General features: G+C 33.4%; 13 protein-coding genes. 11 read left to right on the forward strand and 2 right to left on the reverse strand.

Annotation, left to right across the window (positions count from 1 at the left end):
- Positions 1-53 precede the first annotated feature (53 nt).
- Positions 54-2,837 carry an outer membrane beta-barrel protein gene (locus tag BUC23_RS11100; RefSeq protein WP_073209405.1) on the forward strand — a complete coding sequence of 928 codons (2,784 nt, stop codon included), beginning with the start codon at positions 54-56 and terminating at the stop codon, positions 2,835-2,837.
- Between the two features lie 138 nt (positions 2,838-2,975).
- Positions 2,976-3,737: a GLPGLI family protein gene (locus BUC23_RS11105; RefSeq protein ID WP_073209407.1), complete on the forward strand. Its 762-nt coding sequence runs from the start codon at positions 2,976-2,978 to the stop codon at positions 3,735-3,737.
- Positions 3,738-3,934: 197 nt separating this feature from the next.
- Here the strand turns inward: BUC23_RS11105 and BUC23_RS11110 are convergent, their stop codons facing one another.
- Both BUC23_RS11110 and BUC23_RS11115 read right to left on the reverse strand, forming a co-directional pair.
- Positions 3,935-5,392, reverse strand: a complete 1,458-nt coding sequence (locus BUC23_RS11110; protein ID WP_073209409.1) for an FAD-dependent oxidoreductase — start codon at positions 5,390-5,392, stop codon at positions 3,935-3,937.
- Positions 5,393-5,947: 555 nt separating this feature from the next.
- Positions 5,948-7,000: a ferredoxin--NADP reductase gene (locus BUC23_RS11115; RefSeq protein WP_073209411.1), complete on the reverse strand. Its 1,053-nt coding sequence runs from the start codon at positions 6,998-7,000 to the stop codon at positions 5,948-5,950.
- 152 nt (positions 7,001-7,152) lie between these two features.
- Here BUC23_RS11115 and BUC23_RS11120 point away from each other — a divergent pair, with 152 nt between their 5' ends.
- From BUC23_RS11120 to BUC23_RS11160, 9 genes are all read left to right on the forward strand, one after another.
- The gene (locus BUC23_RS11120; RefSeq protein WP_073209413.1) at positions 7,153-7,488 is read left to right on the forward strand and encodes a PadR family transcriptional regulator; all 336 of its coding nucleotides are present in this window, start codon (positions 7,153-7,155) and stop codon (positions 7,486-7,488) included.
- A gap of 3 nt (positions 7,489-7,491) precedes the next feature.
- The gene (locus BUC23_RS11125) at positions 7,492-8,163 is read left to right on the forward strand and encodes a hypothetical protein (protein ID WP_073209414.1); all 672 of its coding nucleotides are present in this window, start codon (positions 7,492-7,494) and stop codon (positions 8,161-8,163) included.
- A 10-nt stretch (positions 8,164-8,173) separates the two neighbouring features.
- Positions 8,174-8,854 (forward strand): hypothetical protein, encoded by a 681-nt coding sequence (locus BUC23_RS11130; RefSeq protein WP_073209416.1) that lies wholly within the window; start codon positions 8,174-8,176, stop codon positions 8,852-8,854.
- On the forward strand, positions 8,851-9,558 hold the full coding sequence (locus BUC23_RS11135; RefSeq protein WP_073209418.1) for a hypothetical protein: 708 nt from the start codon (positions 8,851-8,853) through the stop codon (positions 9,556-9,558). Before BUC23_RS11130 ends, BUC23_RS11135 begins: the two co-directional genes overlap by 4 nt.
- A 47-nt stretch (positions 9,559-9,605) precedes the next feature.
- Positions 9,606-11,075: a DUF5687 family protein gene (locus BUC23_RS11140; protein ID WP_073209419.1), complete on the forward strand. Its 1,470-nt coding sequence runs from the start codon at positions 9,606-9,608 to the stop codon at positions 11,073-11,075.
- Between the two features lie 59 nt (positions 11,076-11,134).
- Positions 11,135-11,830, forward strand: a complete 696-nt coding sequence (locus tag BUC23_RS11145; protein WP_073209421.1) for an ABC transporter ATP-binding protein — start codon at positions 11,135-11,137, stop codon at positions 11,828-11,830.
- Between the two features lie 231 nt (positions 11,831-12,061).
- Positions 12,062-14,680: a type IX secretion system periplasmic lipoprotein PorW/SprE gene (gene porW / locus BUC23_RS11150; RefSeq protein WP_073209424.1), complete on the forward strand. Its 2,619-nt coding sequence runs from the start codon at positions 12,062-12,064 to the stop codon at positions 14,678-14,680.
- 2 nt (positions 14,681-14,682) lie between these two features.
- Entirely contained in the window at positions 14,683-15,090 is a 408-nt protein-coding gene (locus tag BUC23_RS11155) for a bactofilin family protein (RefSeq protein ID WP_073209425.1), read from the forward strand.
- On the forward strand, positions 15,059-15,286 hold the full coding sequence (locus BUC23_RS11160; RefSeq protein ID WP_073209427.1) for an AtpZ/AtpI family protein: 228 nt from the start codon (positions 15,059-15,061) through the stop codon (positions 15,284-15,286). The genes BUC23_RS11155 and BUC23_RS11160 overlap by 32 nt, the downstream gene beginning before the upstream one ends.
- Positions 15,287-15,317: the final 31 nt, after the last annotated feature.

The following is a 15,317-nucleotide window of genomic DNA, read 5'->3' on the forward strand; positions in this document are numbered from 1 at the left end:
TAAGTTTCCTTTAGAAATCCTAAAATGCTAATTCAATAAAAATAGAACTATTTATGCCAAAAATTACTGTAACAATTGCAATTTTGTTCCTTTTCTCTTTTTCAGCGTTTTCTCAAAAAACGAACCTTTCGGGTGTTTTAACCGATGGTAGCGAAAAAAAACCCATTTACAATTCGGTTGTTGCTTTATTAACCCCCAAAGACTCTATTTTATATAAGTTTACCCGATCTGATAAAGAGGGAAAATTTAATCTCAAAAATGTAATAGCAGGAAACTATATATTGATGACGGCTCATAGCCAATATGCTGATTATGTAGATGCCATAACTGTTGAAGAAGGCGAAAAAAAAATGGGGACAATTGCTTTGATGAGCAAAATTAATGCGCTTAGAGAAGTAATTATAAAGACGGGTTCTATTAGAATTAAAGGAGATACTACCAGTTACAGAGCAAGTGATTTTAAAGTAGATGCCAATGCCAATGTAGAAGAATTATTGAAAAAACTGCCAGGAATACAAGTGGATAAAAATGGTGTAATAAAAGCCATGGGTGAAACGGTAGAAAAAGTATTAGTAGATGGCGAAGAATTTTTTGGTGATGACCCAGGGATGGCGGTAAAAAACTTGCGAGCAGATGCGGTTAAAGAAGTACAAGTTTTTGATAAGAAAAGTGATCAGGCCGAGTTTACAGGAATAGATGATGGTGATAGAAAAAAAACAATTAACCTAAAATTAAAAGAGGATAAAAAGAAAGGGTATTTTGGCAAAATAGACGCTGCAAACGGACCATTAACAAGTATTGATTCCAGATACAATATCAATTCGATGCTTAGCTCTTTTAAAGGCAAAAGAAAACTATCCGCTTTTTTATTAAATGGTAATACAGGTCAAGATGGGCTTGGCTGGCAAGACAGCGAAAAATTTGGTGGACGAGAAGATAATGTAAGCATGAGTATGGATGATGATGGAAATGTAAATTATGAATGGACAGGCGGCAATACTGATGATGAACCTTATGTTGACACTCAAAATGGGTTTATAAAAAACACCAACGCAGGATTGCAGTACAGCAACAAGTGGAATGATAAACAAACATTGAATCTAGCGCCAAAATATAATAAACAAATTTATACAAACAATAATAGCAGGATTACCCAAACACAAGTAGGAGAGACCCAATTAAACGAAAACAAATCCACGATAAGCAATGTGAACAGAAGTAATTTTAAACTAAATGCTACTTACGACGTAAAATTAGATTCTGTAAATTCCATAAAATTTACGGCCAAAACCAATTTCTACAGTACCGATAGCGATGAATTTACAAACGGACAGACTACGGGAGATAATGGATTATTAAAAAATAAACAACAAAAAACATTTACTACAAAATCAGATAAGGAATCGTTGTTTGCAAGTATTTTGTATAAACATAAATTCGCTAAAGCCCGTCGTACATTTTCTGTAAACAGCAGTTGGAACACTTTAAATACGAATGCAAATAATTTTTTAAAGTCTTCCAATGAAAGTTATGATGGAGGTGTTTTTTCCTCTAAGGATGATGTGGATCAAAACAAAATAGGAGAGAAAACAAATCAAAATCTTGCTTTAAACGTTGCTTATACAGAGCCTATTGGTAAGAAATTTGCTTTGCAATTTGCGCATCAAATTACTTATAACAGTGGTGAAAGCAATTATTTAACCTATGATTATTCAGATGTTACAGGCAAGTATGATTTGGTTGTAAATTCTTTATCAAACGAGTTTAAACAGACAATAACAACAAACAAGCCCAATATAAAATTGAGTTATAATTCCAAAAAAATAAATTATAGTTTTGGAAGTGGTTTTGGTTTTACTTCGTTTGATTTGCAAGATCAAACTTTAAACAAAGAATACAAGCGCAACTACACCAACTTTTTTCCAGCTGCAAATTTCTCCTATAAATACAAAAGCAATAGTAATTTGCGTATCAATTATCAAGGGGCAACAAAACAGCCTACTATCGATCAATTACAGCCTTTGAGAAACAATCAAGATTTTTTTAATCAAATTATAGGTAATCCAGATTTAAAGCAATCCTTTACCAATAGTGTAAGTATATTTAGCAGTAGTTATAGTATTTTGACAGAATCACATTTTTACCAAAGTATTTCTCTTAGAACCACCTCCAATTTAATTTCTTACAACAAAGATATAGATCCGGAAAGTGCTAAAACAATTACCAAACCCATAAACACAAACGGAAATTTTTCCGGAAATTTTTATTTTGGATATGGATTTAAAATAAAAAAATTAGATTTAAATATTAATCTTAATCCATCTGTTAGTTATAACAAATCGGTACTTAGTATTAATAACATAATCAATGATTCTAAAACTTTAATTTCAGGTTTTTCAATGTATTTAAATAAATCCAAAGAAAAGAAATATGATATTAGTTTAAGTAATAATTTTTCAAATAACAGAAACACCACTTCACTAAATGATGAAATTAAATCATTTAACACCAATAATTTTAGTTTGGATGTAGGGGTTTATTTCAGAGAGAAATGGAAACTGTCCACGGACTACAATTTATTTTCTCGTCAAAAAACGGTCGATTTTCAAACTAATCTTACCAATCAATTATGGAATGCAAGGCTACAACGGACTTTCAAAAGCGATGAGTTTACTGCTTATATCATGGTACGAGATATTTTGAATCAAAACATAGGCATAAAAAGGTATGTTTATGAAAACACAGTAAGTGAGGAACAAAACGATAGGCTCAAAAGATATGCTATGATAGGCTTTACCTGGAATTTTAAAAACAAAGGCGAAACCGCAAAAAAATAAATTAATAACTATTTTAAAAATAAAACATACAAATTTGGCAACATTCTTTTGCTTTATTTAACCCAAAAAAACAAAAGAACGAGTTTAAACGAAGTTTAAAAAACCCCGAAATCTAATTATCTAAAAGTCTAACTATCTATGAAATCAATACTTTTTTTTATTGCAGCACTAATTTTTACAACTCCATCAAAAGCTCAGCAATTTGTAGATAAAGCTGTAATTGAATATGAAGTAAATACCAATCTCAAAAAAACGATGAGTAATGATAGTTGGGGTGAGATGATGAAAGATAACCTGTCTGATCTAAAAATATCCTATTTCACTTATACTTTCGCAGATAACAAAAGCGTATATAAATTTGATAGATGGAGCCCAAAAACAAGAATACCAAAAAACCAAAAAGATGCAGATGAAGAAAATATTTGGTATTTTGATTTTTCAGCAAGAAAAATGAATATGCAAAAGCAAATTGTAGGAACTAATTTTGTAATAGCAGATAGCATACCAAACATACAATGGAAAATCACAAATGAACATAGAGAAATAGCGGGTTATAATTGCCGAAAAGCCGTTGGCAAAATAATGGATGACGTGTATGTATTCGCTTTTTACACAGACGATATCACCATTTCTGGCGGTCCATGTTCTATAAGCGGTTTACCGGGTATGATTTTGGGACTTTCAATACCAAGATTATACACCTCATTTATAGCTACCAAAATAGATTTAAATAGCAGTAACGCATCGGACATAAAACCCATTGCAGCCAAAAAAGCCTATGACTTAATGGGGCTAAAATCGTTGATAGAAGAAAAAACAAAAGATTGGTATACCTACGGCGAGGATAAAGAAGAAAACAAAAGACAAAAAAACATTTTTTTGTGGAATGCTTTTTTATAATTGGTTAACAACTTGATTTTGATAATTTTTTTAAATTTGGTTCTACAACAGATAGTATTACCGAAATAAAAAAGCAGAGGGTTATGAGGATGCCATGCGAACGATTTCACCAAAGAAAGTGGTTTCTACTATTGAGTCGAAGCTTATCGTTTAGTAGATAAGCAGTAGCAGGTTGAAACCAACTATTTAATTTATGTTTATTGGTCTTTTTTGTTTAGACACCGTCCTCTCGGCTCATCACCCTCGTGAAGTACAATTTCCGAATGTAGGAACTGTGCGGCGGCTGCTGAATCTTTCACTTTAGAAGCCGAGCGTTCTAACATTTCTGACTCAAACACAGTTAATACACTTTCTCTTATTCCAGCTTTCCGCCATTGAGATGAAGAGTTACATCCTTTTGAGATTCCCCGAGCTAACATGAGCGCATCCAGCAATGCTTGATTTGCCCCCTGTCCTTTGAATGGACTCATTGGGTGAGCCGCATCCCCAAGCAAGGTCACTTTACCCCCTTTTTCTAACAATTCTGATTGGAGTAATTCTCGGTCATACACAGGATAGCCAGAAATTTTCGCTTCCAGAGTCGCAGCTAAAATTTGAGGAATGGGATCGTGCCACTGAGTTCTACGACACGCTTCTTCCTTGAGCGCTTGAGGTCCTTGAGCACTTAACGCCTTAGCCTCTTTTTCTGTCATTGGGAAGCTAAGTTGCCACATCACGGAGTCTGACGTATAAGGCATTATGTAAATCCGTTCATTGCCATTGGCGGTTTGAAAAACAGTTGCCGAGTCAAGCAAAGAACTATTCATCCCTTCGAGAGCGCTCAAAGGACAGATGCCCAATATCACAATGCAACCTAGGTAACGCAATGGGGTACTATCATCACCAATCAGTAACCTTCTAACCGAACTACGAATCCCATCGGCTCCAACTACAAGATCCGCATTGGAACGCTGAATTGCCCCGTTTACTTCAAAGGTCATATCAACGCCTTCGCCGTCAGATGCCGCAAAATTTATTAATTGGTGTCCCCACTGTACTGCATCATGTCCACCGAGTTGCTCAAGTAAAGCTAAACGCAAAGATTGCCGCGCGATATGCACATTTGTACGTTTCGTATACGTTTTTTCATCAGTCTGCATCCATTTTCTAATTCCCCATTCACCAATCACTTTTCCGTCTGTAGTATGCACCATATGTCTGGTTGAAATCACGCCTTTTTCTAACGAGAAAATTCCCAATCCCTCGATTGCTTTACTGGCTTGCTGCAAAGTGAGTCCGTAGCCCTGAGATCGAGCTTCAAAGTTGATATCGCGCTCATAAAGTGTAAAAGGAATTCCGCGGTGCAAACAAGCCACAGCTAATGCCACACCGCCTATACCACCACCAATAATAGCAACATGTGGGAAGTTTTCTTTATCTGCTATTGGATGACTAGCAGAAGGAAGCAATCCTGATCCGTTACAATTCAAGCAGGTGTATAGGTGACCTTTAGGATGAACTGGTGCTGTTCCTTCGCCTTTCGTTTTTTCAAATTGATCGAGTGCTATCTTGTATTGGCGACGCGCTTTCATGCTGAGCCCCCGACTTTTTTTGCCTCGTCCCTGACATTCGGGACAAAAAGTCCAGCTTGCTTCTGCATTATTAACCTTTTTCACTTCCTTATTTATTTTACTTGATCTTGACTATCCTTTCCAAAAAAAACTTAGCCGATACAATTGATGCTGGTCTTAATAGTAAAGTAATGATTGTAACTTTCATTACTGTTATATAATTTAACACGAGAATATTTTTCAGTTTTCAGTCGCAGTTTATCGTTTAATAGATAAATAGTGATAAGTTGAACAGTTATAACGAGTTTACAAAGTCTACAACCGTTATGGTAGTAAAAGTAGGTACTGTATTATTGATAACTTTATATTTCTCAGACATTTTTTCAAATATATTGATTTTAAGAAACTCTACTATAAAAACAGACGTACACCTGTTCAGAAGGTAAGACAAGCACCAGAGAACGTTAAGAGACGATTTCCAGTTGGGAGTTTGTTATCTTTTAGTTACAAAAAAGAGTTTGCATATCGCAAACTCTTTTTTTTGTAGTTTAATTGAACAATTGTAAGTGTTCTTTTAACCATATAAGTTATAAAAGAAAATAAAAGTTCATTTATAGTATAAGTCAAACTGAATACTGCCAGTGCAAACTGAACACTTTCTTAAACATCATCATAATCTACATAAACAGTCGCAGAAGTTGGATGTGCTTGACAGGTAAGAATCAATCCATCAGCGATTTCTTTATCAGTAAGAATAGAGTTTTTAGTCATTTCGGCAGTTCCTGATGTAACGCGAGCCAGACAGCTGCTGCATATTCCGCCTTGACAAGAATAGGGAGCATCAAGACCTTGTTTTAAAGCGGCTTCAAGGATAGTTTGTTTTTGCGACATTTCGAAAGTCGTTTCTTCGTCATCGACCATAACGGTGATTTTTGAATGCCCTTCCAGATTTTCTTTTATCACATTTTCATGGGAAGAAGTCGTGAACAATTCGAATTTTATCGCTGATTCTTTTATGTTTTTTTCTTTTAAAACACCAGAAACGGTATTGATCATTTCTTCCGGACCACACAAATAGAACTTGTCAAATTCCAGTTCTTTATGTTTGTTATTCAACACAAAATTCACTGCCGATTTTTCGATGCGACCAAATAATACGTTTTCTGCTTTAGCTTGACTGAAAACATAATGCACAAAAAAGCGTCCCACAAATTGTAATTGTAAATCGTGTAATTCTTGATAAAATATAGTTTCTTCGGGAGATTTATTTCCGTAGACAAGTACAAAAGAGCTTTTTGGTTCATTTTTCAAAACCGATTTTAGAATTGACATTACTGGAGTAATTCCGCTTCCGGCTACAAAAGCAACATAATTTTTTTGACGGTCCGCTTGAGGATCAAAGGTGAATTTCCCTTCTGGTTTTCCTACTTCCAATACGTCACCCGCTTTTAGTTTTGTATTAGCAAATTGAGAAAAGGCTCCATTTTTTACCGCTTTAACAGCAATTCGTAATTCTCCGCTTTCTGGAGAAGAACAAATAGAATAGGCACGACGAATTTCTTTTCCGTCAAGTGTTAATCTCAAATTTACGTATTGACCTGCAATAAATGCATAGTTGGGTTTTAATTCTGCTGGGACATTGAAAAGTATTGAAACCGCTGTTGCAGTTTCACGTTTTACTTCTTTTATAATGAGTTTCAGGAATGAAGACATGGGATTATTTTTTTACAAAGATAGTAAACCGATATGTTTTCTAAAAGTGATAAATTTTGAAATTTTAATACCTAATGAAGTTATGTATAAGAATCTTATGTATATTTGTTTCTTAAACATGAGATTGCTTCGTGCCTCGCAACGACAAAAAAATGAAAAATTCACAATTATATAAAGGAAGTTTGAATACCATAATCATGAAATTGCTGGAGGAAAACGGCAAGATGTACGGTTATGAAATTACCCAGAAAGTAAAGGCGATAACTCAAGGCGAATTAAATATCACTGAAGGCGCTTTGTATCCTGCCTTGCATAAACTGGAAGCCGAAGGTTTGCTTGATGTGGAGATAGAAAAAGTGGATAACCGAATGCGAAAATATTATAAACTGACTGAAAAAGGAACTACAGAAACGGTAAATAGACTTTCAGAATTGGAAGACTTTATCCGTAATATGCAGAGTTTAGTAAATCCTAAATTAGAATTTTAATAAATGAAACTAACAGCAGAACAAATAGAATATGTATCCAATTATGTCAAATCCTTTGACATCAAATGGTATGAATTACAAGTGGAGCTTACGGATCATATGATAACGAGTATGGAGGAAATTTGGGAAAAAGAACCTGAACTTACTTTTCATCAAGTAAAACAGTATGCTGAAAATCGTTTTGGTCGAAATGGATTTAAGGAAGTTGAAAAAGAACGAAGAATAATTTTACATAAGGAATTTAACCGAAGCCAATGGAAAATGGTAGTCGAGTATTTGAAATTTCCTAAAATTGCAATGAGTGTTTTGTTAGTCGTTTTTGTTTATAGAATATCCTTTTATTTTGAGGACATTTCAATTTACATCAAAATTCTATTTGGAATTTTGCTTGGTGCATCTATTATACCGATCTTTAATTGGTTTCTATACAGAAAAATAAATGGCAAAAGATTCTTGGCACTTGAAACATTATTCAGCGTCAATATTGGTTCAATATGGTTTTCTTACTGGGGTATATTTTTAGCAAAAAACTTTATAGAAAACCTACGCAAAAATCATTTGATTTTTCTTCCTTTTTGTTGTTTCTGGGTTTTGGGTGTTTTGCTTGTAATTACCGGAAGACACTTAACCAACAAAGTCGCTTCCAACATAAAAAAACAATACCAATTAACATAAATTTCAGCAAATGAAACTAACTAACCAACAACTAACGATTATTACAGAAACTCTTGTTTTGAATGGAGTTGTTTATGATGATATTAAATTAGAATTGATTGATCATATTGCTTCAGAAATTGAGGCGGAAACCAGTAATAACGCGAAACCTTTTGAGATTATTTTAAAAGAAGTATTCGAAAAATGGAAGTTACAATTAAGGCCAGCTTCACATAATTTATGGCTTGGTAGCGGGTTTTCGGCTCCAAAGATTATTTTAGATAAATTAGCTAATGACAAGAAAAGGGAACTCTTTGCCGGAGCAATTATTATCTGTTTATTTACTGTTGCAATTTTATCGATTAATAATAAATTACAGAGTCCATTGGTTTTGTTGGGCATTGTGTTTTTTATAAAAACCGTATCCTTAGTGGGTGCATTGTTAATGTTAAGCGGTAAATTATTTCTTTTAAAATCTAAAATAAAAAGCACCTATTTATTCCGATTTAACAAAAGTTTTTATTTGATACTGTTTTACGGTGTTCTTATTGGGATTGGTCTTTTTCCTATTTTACCTTCGAGTAAAAATATAGAAATAAAAGCTATTTCGTTGATTGTAACTTTGACTTATTTGTTCTTAATTTACGTAAATCTAAAGCTTTTTTACAAACACTTTCAATTCGAGAAAAAACTATTGATTTCTAACTCATGAAACTTTCCAAGGAACAAATAGACCAACTTTTCACCTTCACCCGCCAGCATTATGTAGAATGGTATGACTTGCAATCGGAATTAGTGGATCATTTGGCGAATTCCATCGAAACCGAATGGCAAGAAAATCCCAAGCTTTCTTTTGACGAAGTCTTAAGCAAGGAATTTAAGAAATTTGGTGTTTTTGGTTTTATGGATGTGGTAGAAAAACGACAAGCGGTTTTGGGTAAAAAATACAACGGTTTGGTTTGGTACCATTTCAAAGATTTTTTTGGAGTCCCTAAGATTGTATTGACAATTGCGATGACGCTTATATTATTTAGCATTCTCAAAATAAGTCAGTACAGCGAATGGATTGTTATGTGGCTTTACATCTTTTTGATTTTGTTTACATTTTACGAAATTTTCAAAAACAATAAAATCAAAAAAGAAAAAAAGCAAACAAAACAAAAAAGATGGTTGTTTGAAGAAATCATAAATCAATATGGAGGTTTTGCAGGAGCCATTATTTTTCCGCTTCACCTGTTTTCTCGAATGTTTTATCATAGCGAAAAGTATATTGGGAATGACTATTGGACATTGAGTTTAAGTTTCTTTTTCGTTCTTCTTGTCCTCGTGATTTTCATTATTTTCAAAATTATCCCATCCAAAGCAGAAGAATATTTAATAGCCACTTATCCGGAATATAAATTAAAAACAATGTAACTTTTTTCCTGTTTCTTCTACTTATTCGAAAACCAAACCACTTTATTATGTTTAAACGTTTTATTTATCTCGAATGGAAGGCTTTTACACGATCAGCTTCTTTCGCAACTAATTTGGGATTAAAGATTTTAATTTTCTTCCTTATTGCTTATTTTTCAATTGTTTTCCTGGCATTAGGAATTGGAGCATTTTATATTCTTAAAAAAATGAACCTTGATCCATTGGTAACCGTAAATAAATTTCTGATTTACTACCTGTTAATGGATCTGATAATTCGTCTTTTGTTGCAGGCTATACCAGTGATGAACATCAGACCGCTACTGACTTTACCAATAAAAAAACCAACAATTGTACATTTCTCTTTAGGAAAAACGATTTTGTCTTTCTTTAATTTTGTCCATGCTTTTTTCTTTATTCCGTTTACGGTTGTTTTGATTATCGAAGGATATGATGTGGTGAGTGTGATACTTTGGTATTTGGCAATGGTTTCATTGATTTACATCAATAATTTCCTGAATATTTTATTGAACAACAAAGACAACTTGTTTGCCATTTTCGTTGGAATTGTGTTAGTTCTGGGAGGTTTTCAATATTATAAGTTTTTTGATATTACCAATTATACTTCTGTATTTTTTGATGGATTGTTTCATACAAAATGGATGTTTCTACTTCCAGTTTTGATTTTAATGGGATTGTATTATGTTACGTTTCATTTTTTCAAAAACAATTTATACTTGGATGCGGGACTTTCGACCAAAAACAAAATTGCTAAAACCGAGGATTTGACTTGGTTAAACCAATTTGGAACTTTAGGAACGTTTTTAAAAAATGACATCAAATTAATCAAAAGAAATAAACGTTCAAAAACCACGGTAATCATGAGTGTGGTGTTTTTATTTTACGGTTTTCTATTTTTTACCAATAAAATTGAGGCTTATAATAATCCCATCATGCACATTTTTGCAGGAATTTTTGTTTCGGGAGGATTTTTATTCACTTTCGGTCAATTTGTGCCGAGTTGGGACAGCTCCTATTATCAATTAATGATGACACAAAACATTCCTTACAAAGGATATTTGAGTTCAAAATGGTGGCTGATTGTTATCGCCACGGTTGTTTCTACATTATTAGCTTCATTTTATTTGTATTTTGGATGGCACGTATATCTTACAATTGTTGTGGGCGCAATTTACAACATTGGAGTCAATTCGCATTTGGTACTTCTTGCCGGTGCTTACACAAAAACGCCAATAGATTTAGATTCCAGCAAAGGAGCTTTTGGAGATAAAAAAGCTTTCAATATAAACACCATGTTGATTTCATTGCCAAAATTGTTATTGCCTGTGGCTCTTTATTGGATAGGTTCTAAGGTAATGAATCCCAATTTAGGATTAGCCATGGTCGCTATTGCCGGACTAATAGGTTTTGCTTTGAGAGACAAAGTTTTTTCTTTAATCGAAAAGGTCTATAAAACCGAAAAATATAAAACCATTGATGCTTACAAGCAAAAGGGTTAACAGTCAATTTTCATAAGCGATTAACCAAATCAACCAATAACCGATTAAACTTTTTTAAAATGATACAAGTAAACAACCTTTCAAAAACATATAACGGAACCACAGTTCTAAACATTGAAACGCTTGAGATTCCAAAAGGACAAAGTTTTGGATTAGTAGGCAATAACGGAGCCGGAAAAACTACTTTTTTCAGTCTTTTATTGGATTTAATCCAGCCTTCAACTGGAAATATTATCAACAATGACGTTCAGGTAAACACCAGCGAAAACTGGAAACCTTTCACCGCCTCTTTTCTGGACGAAAGCTTTTTAATTGGCTACTTAACACCCGAAGAATACTTTTATTTCATAGGTGATTTACGTGGTCAAAACAAAGCCGATATTGATGCTTTGTTAGCGAAACACGAAGAATTCTTTAATGGAGAAATCCTTAAAAACAAAAAATATTTGCGCGATTTATCCAAAGGAAACCAAAAGAAAGTTGGAATTATTGCCACACTAATTGGAAATCCGGAAGTAGTGATTCTTGACGAACCATTTGCTAATCTAGACCCGACAACGGTTAACAGATTAAAAAAAATCATTAAAGAACTAGCCGAAAATCCAAATGTTACCGTGTTAGTTTCCAGTCATGATTTAATGCATACTGTTGAGGTTTGTGATAGAATCGTCGCATTAAACAAAGGCGAAATTGTAAAAGATATTCAAACATCAAGAGAGACGCTGCAGGAGTTAGAACTGTTTTTTGCGGTTTAAAATTTAATTTGGGCGTGACCCGGAAAGAAAAATTCCGGGTCGGGCTTTTCGCTCTCAATCTTTTTTATTCTTAAAAAAGAATAAAAAAGGATTTCCGCTGCACTCCCTCACGCAGAACCGGGAATCAAAAAGAAACCTAATAATTTCCACTATATCAAAAAGAAACGTATTTTTACAAGTCATTATACTAAAAGGTATTTTTAAAAGTTAATTGATAAAAAACGTTTACCATTGAAAACCAACACATTTAGGCAACTAATTTCTATAGGATTTTTGTTATTTTTGATAGCATGTTCTACCAAGAAGGATACTTTTTTGGCTAGAAAATCACATGCTTTAAGCACTAAATACAATATTCTCTACAATGGTCAAATAGGATTAGATAAAGGTGTGGTTGGCATAAAAGCAAATAGCAAGGACGATTTTTGGAAGCGTTTGCCTATTGAAAAAATGCAAATTAAAGAGGATTTCATTGCAGGAGAAAAACCCAAAAATGCTGATTTTGAATTAGCGGAAACCAAAGCTACAAAGGCAATTCAGAAACATTCCATGAATATTGATGGAAGAGAGAAAAACAGCCAGATTGACGAAGCTTATTTATTGCTTGGTAAATCCCGATATTACGATCAAAGATTTGTTCCTGCACTAGACGCGTTTAATTATATTTTATACAAATATCCCAACAGCAGTAATATTTATGAAGCCAAAATTTGGCGCGAAAAAACCAATATGCGTTTAGGTAACGATGCTTTGGTGGTTAAAAATATATCCAAACTTCTAGACGAACAAAAACTTAGCAATCAGGTTGTGGCTAATGCCAATGCACTTTTATCAGAAGCTTTTCTGAATCTGGAGGAAAAAGACAGTGCTGTGGCAAAATTAAAAATTGCCGAAGAATACACTAAAATCAAGGCTGAAAAAGCCAGATATCGTTTTATACTGGGACAATTGTATGAAGAACTAGGAAAAAAAGACAGTGCAATGTACAGTTATCAGTCGGTTATTGACATGAAAAGAAAAGCGGCAAGAGAATATGTGATTCAAGCTCAAGCCAAAAAAGCGCAACTGTTTGATTATGAAAAAGGAGATACGACTGTCTTTTCAAAAACATTTAAAACGCTTGTTGCCGATCGAGAAAACCGACCTTTTTTAGATGTGATTTACTATCAGATGGGAGTGTTTCACGATAAAAATAACAACCAGAAACAAGCCTTAAAGTATTACAACTCTTCTCTTAAAAAAGCAACAACAGACCAATATTTAATTGCCTCTAATTATCGAAATTTAGGAAACATGTATTTCAAAAATGCCGAATATCCAATCGCGGCAAAGTATTATGACAGTACATTAGTAAAACTGGATTCAAAATCGAGAGGATTTCTTCAAAAAAAAATTAGAAAGAATCTCGATGAAGTTATTGCATACGATCTCATTGCAAAAAAAAATGATAGTATTATTAACATTATTTCTTTATCAAAAAGTGACAGGATATCGTATTTTGAAAACTACATCGTTAAGTTGAAAAGGGCTGATAAAGCTAAGAGCATTTTAGAAGAGAAGCAGAAAGTAAAGAGTGGTAATATTGGAAGAAACACTAGTGGAATGTCAGAAGGATCATTCGTAGCATATAAAGAAATGCGAACATTAACTAAGAAAAAAACCTTGGAACCACCTTCAATATCCGAGAACTTCATTAAGGGAGTTGCAGAGGTCTTTTATTTCTATAATCCAGTATTGGTTGCTTTTGGAAATCTAGAATTCAAAAAAGTCTGGGGAGAAAGATTATTAAACCGAAATTGGAGATTGTCTGACAAAAACAGTATCATAGTTTGGAGAGACACCCTAAACAATAATTCAACAATACTGAAGATAAAATCAGTTTCGGAAGAAATACAAGAAAGATACACTGTGGATTATTATCTCAAATTGCTTCCATTGGAACAAATTAGAATAGATAGCATCGTAAAAGAGCGTAACAATGCCTATTATCAGCTTGGTATTATCTATAAAGAAAAATTCAAAGAATATCAATTAGCCAGCATTAAGTTTGAACAGCTGTTGAGATATAATCCAGAAAAAAAACTAATTCCTTCGGTTATGTACAATTTATATAAAATATATCAAATTATAGATATCTCCAAAGCGGAGCCAATGAAAAAAAGAGTTTTGAACGAATACCCAAATTCTCGTTACGTCCAAATGATAAATAATGCCAGTGAGGCTTTAGTCAATGAAACTGAAAGTGAATATAATAAATGGTATAAATTATATCGAGAAGAACAATTTTTGACTGTATTAGAAAAAGCGGATGCATTGATTAGTCAGTTTTCAGGCGATGAAATTGTGTCTAAATTTGAACTGCTTAAAGCGAATGCAATTGGAAAATTAAGAGGAGTAGCAGCTTATAAAAATGCATTGCAATATGTTGCGGATAATTATCCAAATAGTGAAGAAGGGAAAAATGCACAAGAAATTGTTACGACTCAGATTCCGTTTTTAGAACAAATGAATTTTAATACAACCGATACTAAAAACTGGAAAATTCTTTATAAAGTGGGTACTCGAGAAGATAAAAATACAAAAGCAATTGAAGATAAAATCAAGAAATTCAATACTGTTGAAAACTTTCAAAATCTAACTTTTTCCTATGATGTTTACACCGAAAAGGAAAATTTCATCACGATTCACGGCATTAATTCAGAAGTTTATGCAAACACAATTGTTAAAGCATTAAAAGAAGATAAAAAATATAAAATCGATGAACCTGCTATTGTGATTTCTAATGAAAATTACAAAGTGATTCAGATTAAGAAGAATCTTGATGCGTATTTAGCACCAAAAAATCAATAACCATGTTTGATAAAAAGCCAAAATCGTATACAGACCTTCTCGGTAAAACCAACAGAATTGTTGAAGGGACTATTATAAAAGGAGATATTATTTCTCAGGCTGATTTTAGATTGGATGGAGAATTAATTGGTAATTTCCAATCCAGCGGGAAAATAGTGATTGGACCTGCAGGAAGTGTTACCGGCGATATTATATGCAAAAATGCAGATATAGAAGGGAAATTTGATGGTAAGATTCAAGTTGCAGAAGTCCTGAATGTAAAATCAAAATCAAGTATTCATGGAGAAGTGGTCTGTGGCAAATTAGCTGTAGAACCAGGTGCTGATTTTAGCGCTTCGTGCACTATGAAAACCAATATAAAGAATCTAATGCCTGATGATGGACAACAAGCCCAACAAAAAACAAGCTAGTAAATGGCTCGCTTTGATAAATATCCCAATTCAAATGGGGGCGATTATCTTTCTGTTTTCCTTCCTTGGAAACTGGTTAGACGAAAATCATCCCAGTCCCAAAGTATATTACAACAAGATTTTAGTGATGGTTGGAGTCGCATTAGCCTTATATAATGTGATAAGACAAGTTAACGAAATCAATAAATCACAATAAATTACCAATAAAAACAACGTTAAAACCTATA

It is taken from the genome of Flavobacterium xinjiangense (assembly GCF_900142885.1).
GTDB classification, from domain to species: domain Bacteria; phylum Bacteroidota; class Bacteroidia; order Flavobacteriales; family Flavobacteriaceae; genus Flavobacterium; species Flavobacterium xinjiangense.